This window comes from Bacillus sp. ISL-77, from assembly GCF_018613105.1.
This window is the reverse complement of record NZ_JAGGQY010000003.1, coordinates 33,976-48,489: the sequence shown is the minus strand read 5'-3', so window position 1 is coordinate 48,489 and position 14,514 is coordinate 33,976. Positions and strand designations below refer to the sequence as shown.

Annotated in this window: 16 protein-coding genes and 1 pseudogene; 16 read left to right on the top strand and 1 reads right to left on the bottom strand. The window is 36.3% G+C overall.

The annotated features are described in order from the left end of the window. Positions 1-86 precede the first annotated feature (86 nt). The 14 genes and pseudogenes from J7E77_RS01275 to J7E77_RS01210 all read left to right on the top strand — a co-directional run bounded on the left by J7E77_RS01275 (position 87) and on the right by J7E77_RS01210 (position 11,684). Positions 87-851, top strand: a complete 765-nt coding sequence (locus tag J7E77_RS01275; protein ID WP_214711856.1) for a tyrosine-protein phosphatase — start codon at positions 87-89, stop codon at positions 849-851. 328 nt (positions 852-1,179) lie between these two features. Next, positions 1,180-2,073 (top strand): UTP--glucose-1-phosphate uridylyltransferase GalU, encoded by an 894-nt coding sequence (gene galU / locus J7E77_RS01270; RefSeq protein ID WP_214711855.1) that lies wholly within the window; start codon positions 1,180-1,182, stop codon positions 2,071-2,073. Between the two features lie 29 nt (positions 2,074-2,102). After that, entirely contained in the window at positions 2,103-2,765 is a 663-nt protein-coding gene (locus J7E77_RS01265; protein ID WP_214711899.1) for a sugar transferase, read from the top strand. A 75-nt stretch (positions 2,766-2,840) separates the two neighbouring features. Continuing rightward, positions 2,841-3,143 (top strand): annotated as a pseudogene (locus J7E77_RS01260) (DUF1972 domain-containing protein); the annotation flags it as partial. A gap of 70 nt (positions 3,144-3,213) precedes the next feature. Continuing rightward, the gene (locus J7E77_RS31590; protein ID WP_374102938.1) at positions 3,214-3,369 is read left to right on the top strand and encodes a hypothetical protein; all 156 of its coding nucleotides are present in this window, start codon (positions 3,214-3,216) and stop codon (positions 3,367-3,369) included. Positions 3,370-3,878: 509 nt separating this feature from the next. After that, a complete protein-coding gene (locus tag J7E77_RS01250) occupies positions 3,879-4,943 on the top strand; it encodes an NAD-dependent epimerase/dehydratase family protein (RefSeq protein WP_214711852.1) in 1,065 nt (354 codons plus the stop codon). Positions 4,944-5,052: 109 nt separating this feature from the next. Then, positions 5,053-6,285 (top strand): nucleotide sugar dehydrogenase, encoded by a 1,233-nt coding sequence (locus tag J7E77_RS01245; protein WP_214711897.1) that lies wholly within the window; start codon positions 5,053-5,055, stop codon positions 6,283-6,285. A gap of 12 nt (positions 6,286-6,297) precedes the next feature. Further along, positions 6,298-6,747, top strand: coding sequence for a PssD/Cps14F family polysaccharide biosynthesis glycosyltransferase (gene pssD, locus J7E77_RS01240; protein WP_214711851.1), 450 nt, complete (start codon positions 6,298-6,300; stop codon positions 6,745-6,747). Between the two features lie 17 nt (positions 6,748-6,764). After that, positions 6,765-7,271 carry a glycosyltransferase gene (locus tag J7E77_RS01235; RefSeq protein ID WP_214711850.1) on the top strand — a complete coding sequence of 169 codons (507 nt, stop codon included), beginning with the start codon at positions 6,765-6,767 and terminating at the stop codon, positions 7,269-7,271. 33 nt (positions 7,272-7,304) lie between these two features. Beyond that, positions 7,305-8,405, top strand: coding sequence for a glycosyltransferase family 1 protein (locus tag J7E77_RS01230; RefSeq protein ID WP_214711849.1), 1,101 nt, complete (start codon positions 7,305-7,307; stop codon positions 8,403-8,405). 27 nt (positions 8,406-8,432) lie between these two features. Continuing rightward, positions 8,433-9,626, top strand: coding sequence for a glycosyltransferase (locus J7E77_RS01225; protein ID WP_214711848.1), 1,194 nt, complete (start codon positions 8,433-8,435; stop codon positions 9,624-9,626). 35 nt (positions 9,627-9,661) lie between these two features. Beyond that, on the top strand, positions 9,662-10,549 hold the full coding sequence (locus tag J7E77_RS01220) for a hypothetical protein (protein ID WP_214711846.1): 888 nt from the start codon (positions 9,662-9,664) through the stop codon (positions 10,547-10,549). Positions 10,550-10,563: 14 nt separating this feature from the next. Beyond that, positions 10,564-11,112, top strand: a complete 549-nt coding sequence (locus tag J7E77_RS01215) for an acyltransferase (RefSeq protein ID WP_214711844.1) — start codon at positions 10,564-10,566, stop codon at positions 11,110-11,112. Next, positions 11,112-11,684, top strand: coding sequence for a serine O-acetyltransferase (locus tag J7E77_RS01210; RefSeq protein ID WP_214711843.1), 573 nt, complete (start codon positions 11,112-11,114; stop codon positions 11,682-11,684). The genes J7E77_RS01215 and J7E77_RS01210 overlap by 1 nt, the downstream gene beginning before the upstream one ends. A 434-nt stretch (positions 11,685-12,118) precedes the next feature. On the opposite strand, the gene J7E77_RS31360 is transcribed toward J7E77_RS01210, so the two are convergent. Beyond that, entirely contained in the window at positions 12,119-12,202 is an 84-nt protein-coding gene (locus J7E77_RS31360) for a transposase (protein WP_308160339.1), read from the bottom strand. Positions 12,203-12,650: 448 nt separating this feature from the next. On the opposite strand from J7E77_RS31360, the gene J7E77_RS01200 reads away from it, so the two are divergent. After that, positions 12,651-13,835, top strand: a complete 1,185-nt coding sequence (locus tag J7E77_RS01200) for a hypothetical protein (protein WP_214711842.1) — start codon at positions 12,651-12,653, stop codon at positions 13,833-13,835. Then, the gene (locus J7E77_RS01195) at positions 13,828-14,511 is read left to right on the top strand and encodes an acyltransferase (protein WP_214711841.1); all 684 of its coding nucleotides are present in this window, start codon (positions 13,828-13,830) and stop codon (positions 14,509-14,511) included. Before J7E77_RS01200 ends, J7E77_RS01195 begins: the two co-directional genes overlap by 8 nt. Positions 14,512-14,514: the final 3 nt, after the last annotated feature.

The window sequence follows — 14,514 nt, the reverse complement described above, 5'->3', positions numbered from 1 at the left end:
AGTTTCGACAAATTTCTTCCTTAACTAGTGCTACTATTAAAAAAGTCGTGAAAAAATAACAGTATTTTGGAAAGAGTGTGTGACCAATGATTGATTTACATTGTCATATATTACCTGGTATTGATGACGGGGCAAGGGATTTGTCGGAAAGTGTCAAGATGGCGCAGAAGGCTGTCGAACAAGGAATTCACACGATTGTTGCTACACCGCATCATATGAATAACCGTTATGAAAATCCTAAACAGACAATTATTGATAGAGTTAGAGAGTTAAACAAGGTTTTAATAGATGAAAAGATAGATTTAAAGGTGCTTCCAGGTCAGGAAACACGGATATACGGGGAAATGGTTGATGGTTATGAAACAGGCGAAATCCTCCCGATTGATCATACACAATATGTATTGGTTGAGTTTTCGTCTAGCCATGTTCCGAGATACACGGAGAAGTTGTTTTATGATTTGCAGACGAAGGGGCTTATTCCGGTGATTGTTCATCCGGAACGGAACCAGGAAATCATTGAACGCCCAGAACGTCTTTATCAGCTGGTAGAAAAGGGAGCATTAACACAGGTTACGGCGGCAAGTGTTTGTGGGGATTTCGGGAAGAAGATTAAGACATTTTCTCTCCAATTAATTGAAGCAAATCTCACCCATTTTATTGCGTCGGATGCTCATAATACGAGCAATCGTACGTTTAAGATGAAGGAAGCGTTCAGTATTATTCAAGCAAAGTATGGGAATGACATAGTTTTTTTGTTTAAAGAAAATGCGGAGCTTGTGATTGAAGGTAGTCATGTCTATAAAGAAGTACCTGTGCGAATTAAGAAGAAGAAGTTTTTTAACATTTTTTAACCGACTAAGCCGATAAGAGTTTGCAGATTATCATTTAGCAACTTTATCAGGCTAAATCGCCTGATCGGCGAGGCCACCTGCCCGTTATCGATGGGGGCGCTCGATTGTGCTGTGGGTTTTTTCTTGGACTTTAGACGCATGTCGTCGAAAGCATAATGTGAGGCCGGGTTAGATGCCCGATTTTAAAAAAATCAACCTTAAATATCTAATGAAAGAATAAGTGATGTAAGCACTCGCAATTCCATTAGGTATTTATTTTTTGCCCATAGTGCTTTAGTTAGTGAAAGGTTTTTTTAGATAAGCGAAATATTATTTGGGGGTATAAAGGATGAAAAGAGTAAGAAAAGCAATCATTCCAGCTGCAGGGCTGGGGACAAGATTTCTACCTGCAACAAAAGCGATGCCAAAAGAAATGCTACCAATTGTTGATAAGCCGACTATTCAATATATAGTGGAAGAGGCTGTGGCATCTGGTATTGAAGATATTATCATTGTAACTGGTAAAGGGAAACGAGCAATCGAAGATCATTTTGACAATGCTATGGAGCTTGAACAGAATTTAATAGAGAAAGAGAAATACGATTTATTAGAGCGAGTTCAGTATGCTACAAATCTGGCCGATATCCATTACATTCGCCAAAAAGAGCCAAAAGGCCTCGGACATGCTGTTTGGTCTGCAAGGAACTTTATTGGCAATGAACCATTTGCGGTTCTATTAGGTGATGATATTGTTCAGAGCGAGACACCTTGCTTACGTCAATTGATTAATCAATATGAAGAAACATTCTCTTCAGTAATTGGAGTGCAGCAAGTGGCTGAAAATGAAACACACCGTTATGGGATTATCGATCCTTCATACCAAGAAGGACGTCGGTACCAAGTGAGTAACTTCGTTGAGAAACCAAAACAAGGAACAGCTCCTTCTAATTTAGCGATTATGGGTCGTTACGTCCTAACACCAGAAATCTTTATGTTCCTTGACCGTCAAGAAAAAGGGGCAGGTGGAGAGATTCAACTAACGGATGCGATCCAACGCTTAAATGAAATTCAAAGAGTATTTGCGTATGACTTTGAAGGTAAACGATATGACGTGGGTGAAAAGTTTGGCTTTGTCAAAACAACCATAGAATTTGCCTTGCAACATGATGACCTCCATGACGATATGCTAGATTACCTAAAAAATCTAGTTTCTTCATTAGATAAAGAAAAAGTAATGATATAGAGAGAAGGAAGGGGTCACGGTTGTCTAATCTGGCAAATCAAGAAGTATCTTATTTAGAAAAGCAGAAATCACTTGTTAATGATGGGAAAATATACTTATTAACTAAACGATTAATAGATATTATTGGTTCTTCATTGGGAATTATTCTTTTAGGTTTCCTGTTTATTATAGTTGCTATTCTAATTAAATTGGAAGATCCAAAGGGAGCCATTCTGTTTTCACAGAAAAGAGTGGGACTGAATGGAAAAGAATTTAAAATGTATAAATTCCGTTCGATGGTATCCAATGCGGAGGAAAAGTTACAAGAGCTACTTAAGTATAACGAAGTATCTGGCGCGATGTTTAAAATGAAAGATGATCCTCGGATTACCAAAGTGGGGAAGTTTATCCGAAAGACAAGCATTGATGAACTTCCGCAGCTTTTTAATGTATTAAAGGGTGAAATGAGTTTGGTTGGACCTAGACCGCCTCTTCCAAGAGAAGTAGCCGTATATTCTGACTACGATAAACAGAGATTAAAGGTTACTCCAGGCTGTGCAGGCCTTTGGCAGATTAGTGGAAGAAATAGTCTTAGCTTTGGGGAAATGGTAGAACTGGACCTCGAATATATGCAAAAACGTTCAGTTCTTTTTGATTTAAAAATTATTTTTAAAACAGTACTTGTATTATTTGGTTCAAAGAATGCATATTAGATGATAAAAGGGATGCTTATAATACTCATATTTAGATAAAATTTTCTAAGAACCCTCTAATTATGGGGGGGGGGTGAGATATTTGTGAGTAATTTAACAGAGTTTAAGAAATCAAAGGATATTAAATGTCATGTAGCCTGCTTAGATGAAAATTATGATCAAATTGAGTATAACGGAGCAAGGTGTTATAACGTTAATATTCCAAATATTGGCCCTGTCAAGGCAGTTTATTATGACATTAAGTCCCTTGATTTAGTTTATTACTATATAAAAAATAATAGCATCAGTAATGCAACCAGTAGAATTTGCCCTTTTATGAAGTTTTACAAATATAAATTCATTCAAGCATCTCGGCATACCCATATATCTAAATCTTGATGGTCATGAATGGAAAAGAGCTAAATGGAATCTATTTATACGTTAATATTGGAAACTTTCAGAACTTTTGGTGGTTAAAAATACAGATTTAGCTATTTGTAACTCTAAAGATATTCAAAAGTATATTAATGATCAATATAAAACATACAATCCCATTACTACATTTATGCATATGGTGCAACGGTGGGAAAGTTGCTTCGATGTTGAACTCTCAAATATAGTGTAAACCTTATAAGTTTGGAACGAGCTGCACTTATCTATGATTTTTACGGTAGAAAATTTTAGTGGTCCAAAGGATTTTTGAAGGCTGATAGTGCTTACTTTAGGTAGATCATGGAAGATTATTCCTGCTATTAGGGTCTGTACCAGAAAAACAGGTTTCTACGAGGTTTATAAGTGTATCAATATTTCGTAGAAAAGTAAAAATGAGCTTTTTACAAAACTGATGAGTTTATCAGAAATTGAGAGTTTATAGAAAATCAAGGCGATTAAGGAAAAAGTCGGTGCAATATGGGCTGAATGGCTGTTTTTTGACCTCTGATATTGCGTTGTGTGAAAGATAAACACATGTAGATGATAGCCGCAGCATTTAATGCAGAAAGTTTAATTGGGGTTTGTGGGTGCAACGATGCAGGTTGAATTATTGCAGCGAGTGAGGAGCTTTCTCACAGATCCCTTTTATATAGTCGAAACACATATAAGAAAGTTTAACAAATTGATGGGAGCAATACAGAAATGAGTAAAGTTGATTTACAAAATAAAACATTTTTTGTGACCGGAGTGGCTGGCTTTATTGGCTCTAATCTAGTCAAAAGAATTTATCAAGATGTTCCTAATGCAAAGGTTATCGGTATCGATAATATGAATGATTATTATGATGTTAGACTGAAGGATGCTCGTCTGGAAGAACTGTCCCAAAATGAGTCTTTTGTGTTTGTAAAAGGAAGTATTGCTGATAAAGCTCTGATTACTTCTATCTTTAAAGAATATAGGCCACAAGTAGTTGTCAACTTGGCAGCGCAGGCGGGTGTTCGGTATTCCATTACAAATCCAGATGCATATGTGGAAGCAAATTTGATTGGTTTCTATAACATTTTGGAGGCTTGTCGTCATTCTTATGACAATGGTGCAATTGGTGTGGAGCATCTGGTATATGCAAGCTCTTCCAGCGTATATGGCTCCAATAAGAAGGTTCCATACAGTACTGACGATAAGGTGGATAATCCTGTTTCTTTGTATGCAGCCACCAAGAAGTCCAATGAATTGCTGGCCCACGCATACTCAAAACTCTATAACATTCCATCTACTGGACTGCGATTCTTTACAGTATATGGTCCTGCTGGTCGTCCGGATATGGCATACTTTGGATTTACCAATAAACTGCGTGAAGGCAAGTCTATTCAGATCTTCAACTATGGCAACTGCAAGCGCGACTTCACCTATGTGGATGACATTGTAGAAGGTGTTGTTCGTGTCATGCAAAAGGCTCCAGACAAAGTTACTGGTGAAGATGGTCTACCGTTGCCTCCATATGCTGTTTATAACATTGGAAACAATGAGCCTGAGAATCTTCTAGACTTTGTAGATATCCTACAGCAAGAACTAATCCGAGCAGGTGTTTTGCCAGAGGATTATGACTTCGATGCACACAAAGAACTGGTCCCGATGCAGCCAGGTGATGTTCCTATTACCTATGCTGATACCACTGCGTTGGAGCGTGACTTTGGTTTCAAGCCGAGCACCAGTTTAAGAGATGGACTTCGCAAGTTTGCTGAGTGGTACAAAACATTTTATATGTAATGAGAAATGCACTTATAAGATTTTGATATAGATCATGATTGGTCTTCTAAAGCCGTATAAAATATAACCCACGTGAGGAGTAATAAATTTGTTTAAAGATATGAAGGAACTGAAAATTGCCGTAGCTGGAACTGGTTATGTTGGACTGTCTATTGCTACTTTACTTTCTCAGCATCATAAAGTAATGGCAATTGATATTATTCCAGAAAAAGTTGAACTAATTAATGGCAGAAAGTCTCCTATTCAAGATGAATATATTGAAAAATACTTTGCTGAGAAGGAACTTGATTTGACTGCCACAGTTGATGCAAAAGCCGCCTATTCGGATGCTGATTTTGTTGTTATTGCTGCTCCTACTAACTATGATAGCAAGAAAAACTTCTTTGATACCTCTGCTGTAGAGACTGTTATTAAACAGGTTATGGAGTATGCACCACATGCCATTATGGTTATTAAATCAACAATTCCAGTTGGCTATACGGCATCAATTCGTGAGAGGACCGGTAGTAAGAATATTATCTTCAGCCCTGAGTTTTTAAGAGAATCTAAGGCGCTTTACGACAATCTCTACCCTTCTCGCATCATTGTCGGAACAGATATGGATGATGAACGCTTAGTAGAAGCAGCACATATATTCGCATCGCTTCTGCATGAAGGTGCAATCAAAGAAGATGTTGATACTCTATTCATGGGCTTCACTGAGGCAGAAGCAGTTAAACTGTTTGCTAATACTTATCTTGCCCTTCGAGTTTCTTATTTTAATGAACTTGATACGTATGCAGAAATGAAGGGCTTGAACACACAGCAGATCATTAACGGTGTTTGCCTTGATCCTCGTATTGGTAGTCATTACAACAATCCTTCCTTTGGATACGGCGGATATTGCCTACCTAAGGATACAAAGCAGCTGTTAGCGAACTATGTAGACGTTCCTGAAAATTTGATCCAGGCCATTGTTGAGTCTAACAGAACTCGTAAGAGCTTTATTGCGGATCGTGTTCTTGAGATTGCTGGAGCTTATGAAGCAAATGATAGCTGGGATGTAGGTAAAGAAAAAGAAGCTGTGGTCGGTGTATATCGCTTGACTATGAAGAGTAACTCTGATAATTTCCGTCAGAGTTCTATCCAGGGTGTTATGAAGCGTATTAAGGCCAAAGGTGCAACAGTCATTATATATGAACCCACTCTTGAGGAAGGCACCACCTTCTTCGGCAGCAAAGTAGTTAATGACCTGACGGCATTCAAGGAGCAGAGTCAGGCTATCATTGCAAATCGTTATGATAGCTGCCTGGAAGATGTTCAGGATAAGGTTTATACACGCGACGTATTTAGAAGAGACTAAGGAGGAATCTTAATGAAAGTTTGTCTTGTAGGATCTTCTGGTGGACATCTTACTCACTTATACATGTTAAAGCCTTTTTGGGAAAATAAAGAGCGATTTTGGGTCACATTTGACAAAGAAGATGCAAGAAGTCTTTTAAATGGCGAAAAGATGTATCCTTGTTATTTCCCTACAAATCGTAGCTTAAAGGCGTTATTTATAAATACTAAGTTAGCTATTAAGGTTCTAATCAAGGAAAAACCGGATTTGATAATTTCATCTGGTGCTGCTGTGGCTGTTCCATTCTTTTATCTTGGGAAATTGTTTGGTGCAAAAACAATTTATATCGAGGTGTTTGATCGTATTGATAAATCAACAGTTACTGGAAAGATGGTATATCCGGTTACAGATAAATTTATAGTTGAATGGGAAGAAATGAAACAGATTTATCCGAAAGCAGTAAATCTAGGTAGTATTTTCTAATAAGCAGGGGTGAGAAAATGATTTTCGTTACAGTCGGAACACACGAACAGTCATTTAATCGTTTAGTTGAAGTTATCGATAATTTGAAAGAAAAAGGGACCATTCAGGAAGAAGTGATTATTCAGACAGGGTTTAGCACTTATGAACCCCGACATTGTAACTGGAGCAAGCTGTTTCCATATCAAGAAATGGTCAAAAATGTGGCTGATGCGAGAATCGTTATTACACATGGCGGGCCCTCAAGTTTTATCATGCCGCTGCAAATTGGTAAGATTCCGGTAGTTGTTCCACGCCAGAAGCAATTTGACGAACATATTAATAATCATCAAGTTGATTTTGCAAATGAAGTAGCGAATAGACAAGGAAACATTATTGTTGTAGAGCACATTGAATCATTAGAGGACACTATTTTAAGATATGAAGATATTGTTCAGGCAATGCCAACTAATATTAAAAGCAATAATTCAAAATTTTGCCAGAATTTCGAAGAACTTGTTGATGGCTTGATGAAAAATAGGATGTAAGTGCGACCTCTGATTACTGAAAGAGAGGATTTTATGAGTGTAAAAGTACTGAATGTGATCACGGGTGGTTTAGGGCGTGAAGGCATTACAACAACCCAGCTAGAGTTCATGAAGGGAATGGACAAGAGCGAGATACAGATGGATATTGCTGCTGTTCATGACAATGAAGAAGATGTAATTAGTGAATTTGAAGCAACGGGATGTCGAGTAATGAGATTTCCTGATAGAAAAAGAGAACTATTAGCCTACATGAAACAACTTAATCATAGGATCAGAAGAGAACATTACGATGTAATTCATGTGCATGGTAGTAGTTCTATGATGTCTATTGAACTATTAATCGCAAAATTTGCAGGTGTGAAAACGCGCATCGCCCATAGTAGAAATACTCGCGCTGACCATGAAAAGGTTGATAAATTGTTGAGACCGGTGTTTGATCATTGTTACACACATGCTTTTTCTTGTGGAGAAGATGCAGGTAAGTGGTTATTTGGTGATAAAGAATTTACTGTATTGCATAATGGGAAAAACCTTGAAAAATTCCATTTCTACCAAGAACAGAGGGACTCTATTAGAACTAAATATGCCATTGGTAATAAAACGGCGGTTGGTTTTGTTGGCAATCTCAATGTTCAAAAGAATCTTCCCTTTTTGCTTGATGTTATTAGGCATAATAATATAAGCAACCCTGATTGTATATATTTTTTGATGGGTGATGGTCCGGAAAGAGAAAATGTTCGTGCGAAGCTAGAAGAATATGGATTATCTGATAATGTGATTATGACTGGCCGTATACCCAATATTCCAGAAATGCTTCAGGGAATGGATGTTATGCTTCTTCCATCGTTGTTCGAGGGATTACCGAATGTGGTGCTAGAATGGCAGGCTGCTGGTTTGCCTAGTTTAATATCTGATCAGATTACGCAAGAATGTAAGGTTTCTAACCTGGTGAAATTCTTACCAATTAATCAAGGAACAGAGATATGGGTTAAGGAGATAGAAAAGGTTTCCATTAATAACGATCGAAAAACATATTCTGAGGATGCATGTCGGTGTATGAAAGCTGCTGGCTTTGATCTTGAGGAAAATATTGAATTTGTGAGGAAATTTTATGTTGAAGCAGCACAAAGGTGAAACTGTGTATTTTAGGGGAGGAAGAGTGTGGAAAACAAACGTATTCTTGTGATTTCCAAAACTTTGACATCAGGTGGAGCGGAAAGAGTTGCTGCAAATTTAGCTACACAACTTAACAGAGGCAATGACAAGGCGTGGTTATTGGTTTTAGATGGTAGTGTTGCAACCTATAGTTCAGAGGCTCCAATTATTGATTTACAAATGCCTTGGGCGAGTACAACCATCGGAAAGATTAAGTGGTATTTAAAGGTTACTCGTTTGATTGCAAAGTATAAGCGTGATTTAAAGATCACACACGCGATTAGTTTTTTAAGTGAGCCAGACCTTCTTAATGTTTTTACTAAATTTTATGGAAAAGCTATTGTGTCTGTGAGAAATAATAGAAGTTCTTTAAATCGAAGCGTATTTAATAAGAAAAAAGATCAATTCATTTTTAATTCCGCTGAACGAATTGTTTCTTTATCACAGGGAGCAAAAGAAGATTTGATTGACTTTTATGGTACAGACGCTAATAAAATTGATGTGATTTACAACACATGTGATACGGAGAGAATTGAAAAACAGGCAAACTTAAAACCTGAAAACGGAATTGATGAAGAATTTGTCACAGGAAAAACAGTAATCACTGCAGGAAGACTTACAGGGCAAAAGGGCCATTGGAATCTCATTAGAGCATTTCAGTATGTTGTAAAAAAAGTACCTAGTGCGAAACTCTTGATTTTGGGACAAGGAGAAGAGGAAGTTTATCTTGCAAAATTAATAACTGATTTGGGTATGGCTGATAATATTAAATTAATAGGTTACCATAAAAACCCGTATTATTATTTAGCAAAATCAGATTTATTTGTATTTTCATCTAATTTTGAAGGATTTGGAAATATTTTATTAGAGGCAATGGCGTGTGGTCTACCTATTGTGTCTACTGATTGTATGGTTGGTCCTAGGGAACTTTTAGCGCCGGGAACATCTTATAAAGAGCGAGTAAAGGATTCTGCATTAAAGGCTGAGAATGGAATTCTGGTTCCTGTTTGTGATGGAACACGATATAGAGCTGAGGATCCGATTACAAAGGAAGAGCGTATAATGGCAGATGCCATTGTCGAAATGCTTACTGATGAAGAATTAAAGGAAAGATACAGGAGTAGGTCAAATATTCGAATCCAAGATTTTACAGATGAGAAAATTACGGAAGAATGGATAAAAGTTCTAGATCGATTATGATAAATAAGGTCGTGAAGTTATGAAGGGAGAAGTCAATGAATAAAAAGAATCCAATTTATCAAATAGCACGTACAGGATGGCTTTTTTTTAAAAAGGTGACTTCCTATATTTCTTATATCCCATATTATATTTTTAAACCTCAACTTCCTCAGAATAGTAAAGATACTCCCAAAATCGTTGTGTCATTTACTACCTATCCAGCTCGTGTTAAATGTTTACCGTTGGTCATTGGAAGTATTGTACGACAAACGAGACAGCCGGATATTGTAGTACTCTATTTAAGTAAAAAACAATTTTCTGATCTCGACAATCCCGTTTTTGATTCCATCAGAAAACAAGGGGTAAAAATTACATTAGTGGATGATGATTTGCGTTCGCATAAGAAATATTTTTATGCCATGCAAGAGTATGCAGAGAGTATAGTTATTACAATAGATGATGATATTATCTATGATAAGTACATGATTGAAGACTTATACAAGTCGTATTTAAAGCATCCTAAAGCAGTTTCTGCAAGACGTGTGCATAAAATAAAATTTGATTCTGAGAAGAAGGTTTTGCCATATTTAAAGTGGGCATATGATACCAAGGAACTTATTGATATTGAGTCGCTTGAATTAGTTGCAACTGGTTGTGGAGGTATCCTATACCCTGCAGGCAGCCTGAATAAGTCTTGGAATGATCCTGAGGGAATAAAAAGTACATGCTTACGCGCTGATGATTTATGGCTGAAGGTAATGGAAGTGCTAAATTCTATTCCGGTTGTTCTTGTCAAGAGTCGCTCATACAAATTGAAACATGTATGGGGGACAGATTTAGATGGCCTAGGAATTGATAATTTACTGAATGACGGAAATGATTTGCAATTAGCAAATATTTGTAAGTATTTGAATGTTGATTTGTATGGCTTAACTCACAGATAGGAGACCCAATAGTAATGAGATTGAAATATTATTTTGAGCGTCTTTTTTATAGAAATCCAGTCGATTATGCCAAACATATAGGTGTAAAAGTTGGGAACGGCTGTAGGTTTTCAGCTTTGCCGGATTTTGGCAGTGACCCGTTTTTGATTGAAATAGGTGATCATGTACTAATTGGAAGTGGCTGCGCATTTGTTACACATGATAGCGGAAATTGGGTGTTTAGAGAACAAGAGAGATATAAAAAAACAATGAAGTTCGCCCGTGTGAAAATTGGAAACAATTGCTATATTGGAATTAGATCCATTATTATGCCGGGAGTTACTATTGGTGATGGATGTATTATAGGAGCTGGAAGTATTGTTACAAAGGATATTCCAGAAGGGTCGGTTGCAGTGGGAGTTCCTGCTAGAGTTATTAAATCAGTAGATGAGTATGCGGAGAAACTACTTTCTCAGATGCCCGAATATGATGAAACATTAATGAAGAAAGATAGAACAAAAGCAATTCTCGATTTTGTTGAGAAATTTGAGAAAAAATACGAGAATAACATAAGAGGTATATAATGATCAAGACAAAAAAGGACTTAGAGTATTTTCTTTCTTGTGATGAATATGCTCGATTTGGGAAAAAAGTTTCATTTCTACGTAAATTACGTTTAGGAGAGATGTGGACATTCAACGTAAATTTACGAAGATTGGAATATTATACTAATAATAAAAAGAAGATAGCTGAGCTGTTTTATAAGTGGAAAGTAAAAAAACTGGGAATGAAATTAGGCTGGTCAATTCCCATTAACGTGTTTGGCCCAGGACTGTGTATTGTTCATTATGGAACAGTAATTGTTAATGGAGGTGTAAAGGTAGGCTCTAATTGCAGGATACACGCAGGTGTGAATATTGGAGCTAATGGCGGAGGCGACGATGATACCCCTATTTTAGGCGATAATGTATATATTGGCCCAGGAGCAAAGTTGTTCGGTCGGATTAAAATTGGAAATAATTGTGTTGTTGCTGCCAATGCCGTTGTTAATAAAAGCTTTGAAGAAGATAATGTGACAATAGGTGGAATGCCAGCAAAAATTATTTCCCGTAAGGATAGTAGCCGATTTATTAGTTCATTACCAATAGGTGTATGAATTGTACTTTGAAAGTATAAGTCTGAAGTAAATACTCTGGGTATTCAGTAGAAAAATGGGCAAAGCAAAACAAGCCACCCTTCGATGACTTCTTTAAAGATATTTGGTTAATAAATCAATCAAGATGTAATTGTCATCACACGAAAGCCTTGGCTTTTAGCAAGTAAAATTGCATGTACTACCGTGACCTCACGGTTTACTGGAAGTACTTCAGATTTTTTGTATAATTTCGGATTATACTTTTCTTTCTTTTTGAGAATGTTGTATATAGTTGTTAACAGCAATCGGGCAATGGCAATAATTGCTCGTTTGTGACCACACTTTTTTGAGTTTTAAATAGCGGTTTTGAATTTCGGGATGCTTTTTACTTTTAACCATAGGGGTAGCACACTGTACTAAAAGAGGTTTGATGTAGCAGCAAGCTCTCAAGATTCTTACTGACTTTTTTTGCCGGCACTCTCGTTATTAGTTGGTGTAAGTCCTGCCCAGAAACATAAATGCTTTGCTGGCGGAAACACGTCAATATTCGTACCAATTCCGATATAACAGCGATGGCGTTTTAGGCTACCACTTTGTTTGTTGAAGCAATTCAAGCAACAAGAAGGGTTTTGCAAACATCAATCCCACAGCAAATTGGATAAACAATTTTTAATCCCATAGGGATAAACTCTCTCACGTTAATATAGGGATAGACATCATTGACTGATTGCTCAGCAATAAATGAGTAATGTTTATACAAAGATAAGTCTGCATACTCGAAGTCACACTTATTTGTGCTTGGAAAGGCAATCTACACATATAAGAATACGGTCATTCCATAACTGAAGTAGCCCACTCACCTCCATGTGATGTGATTTGTAGTTGACTGATATCTCTATGACTTTAGTTTAATAGAAATAACGCTCAGGGTACAATTATTTTTTTGCGTTTTGTGCCTTAAGCATCGCGAAAGGAATGGGTATAAGTTTGAACACTCAGCATAGCGGTAAGATTGAAGTCAATCAATTAAGAATAAGTGCATATATTTTTTTACTATGCTTAAATGTGTGTTCAAGAATTGTGAACAGCTCCACATTAACTCATTTTTTATTTGTCGAAAAAGGTCTGTGGAGCGCCTTATTATCAAAAATTACAATAGTAGGTTGTCTTGCTATTTTCCTATCTTATAGAAGGCATTCAAAGAAAAAAATAATGATAATGATGGTGCTTTCAATTTTTGTTTTAATTATAACTGAAATGTCAAATAATATGGCGTTTTCACAAATATTTTTCTTTGTTATTGCATATCCGATTACTTTGGATGCCCGCAAAATAGCAAAGTGGGAAAGCTACTGTTTTATTGCAGTGACAGCGTTTGTGTTTTTGATGTATAAAGCAGGATTAATAAGCGGTAATGAAGATTTTAGAGAGGAAATAGTTAGAAATTCATGCGGATTTAGTTCTGCTAATGGATTTGCGAATATTATTTTACTTTCTCTTATTGCATTTGTTTATTATAAGCAAGACAGATGGAAACTAAAGCATAGCATAATCTGGAGTTGTGTAATTGTGTATGTATTTGCTTTGACAAATAGCAGAATGTCCTGCGTATTAGGATTGTTTGTTGTTGCTGTAATGACATTTTGGTATTTTAAAGGAAAACAAATAAAAAAATTCATTTATACGTTTTCAGAGTGCTCTTTTATAGTTGGTTTAGGACTATCTGTTTTAGCTACAGTTCTTTATGTTAATGGCTATTTTACGGTAGCACTTACGGCATTAAATTCTTTCCTAACGTATCGTCTTTCTTATATGTCTCAATATTTCTTAGACCCAGGTATCTCTTTGTTTGGTCAAGTTCTTGTTATGGTGTCTAAAGCTCAAATGTTAAACACAGGTGAAAGATGGAGTGGACTAGACAATAGCTATATGTATATGTTGTTAGCATGGGGAATTGTTGGAATAGCGATTTTCACACTGTTTATGGTATTTCTGGGTAAGTACCTAAAAAGGACTGAAAATTATTATGGTGCATTATGTGTATTAGTTCTTAGCATTGTAGGAATTACAGAAAACTACCTTTCAATTGTGCCGTATAATTTCTCAATTATTTTAATAGCACAAATGATTAGTGAGAGAATTTCAAACAAAAGGATAGACTATTATGAATAAATTCTTGAAATTGGCATTATCAGTTCCAAAAACATTATGGTTTAACTTTATTGTTTTTGGAGTAAAGAAGGGAATCCAATGTCCTGTGTTTGTTGGGTATGATGTAAAAATAAAAGAAATACATAGAGGTAGTATTATTTTTACAGGTACAACAAAAACAGGTGCTGTTAAAGTTGGAATTAACCATGGTACTGAAGGAATATTGGAAGCTAGTTCCAAAAGTTTTGTAAAAGTATCAAATGAGTCAAAACTAATATTTGAGGGAACAGCTGATTTTAAGGAAGGAATTAGCTTAATTGCTTCTTATGGAGGCGAAATCGTTATTGGGAATAATTTTTCCAGTAATCGTGGCTGTTGCATTTCAAGTGATACTAGTGTTCAAATTAAAGAAGATGCTATGTTAGGCTGGAATGTTCATATTAGAACATCAGATGGACATCCTATTTTTGCATTGGATGACTTATCACACAGAATAAATGAAAATAGGCCGGTATTTATTGGAAAACATGTTTGGATTGCATCCAATGCTAACATTTTAAAAGGGGCTATTATACCAGACAATTCTGTTGTTGGATATGGTGCGTGCGTTACACGTGGATTTAATGAGAATAATTCAGTTATTGCTGGTTGCCCGGCAAAGATAGTAAGAACAGGGGTACATTGGGAAAGGGAATGAGAA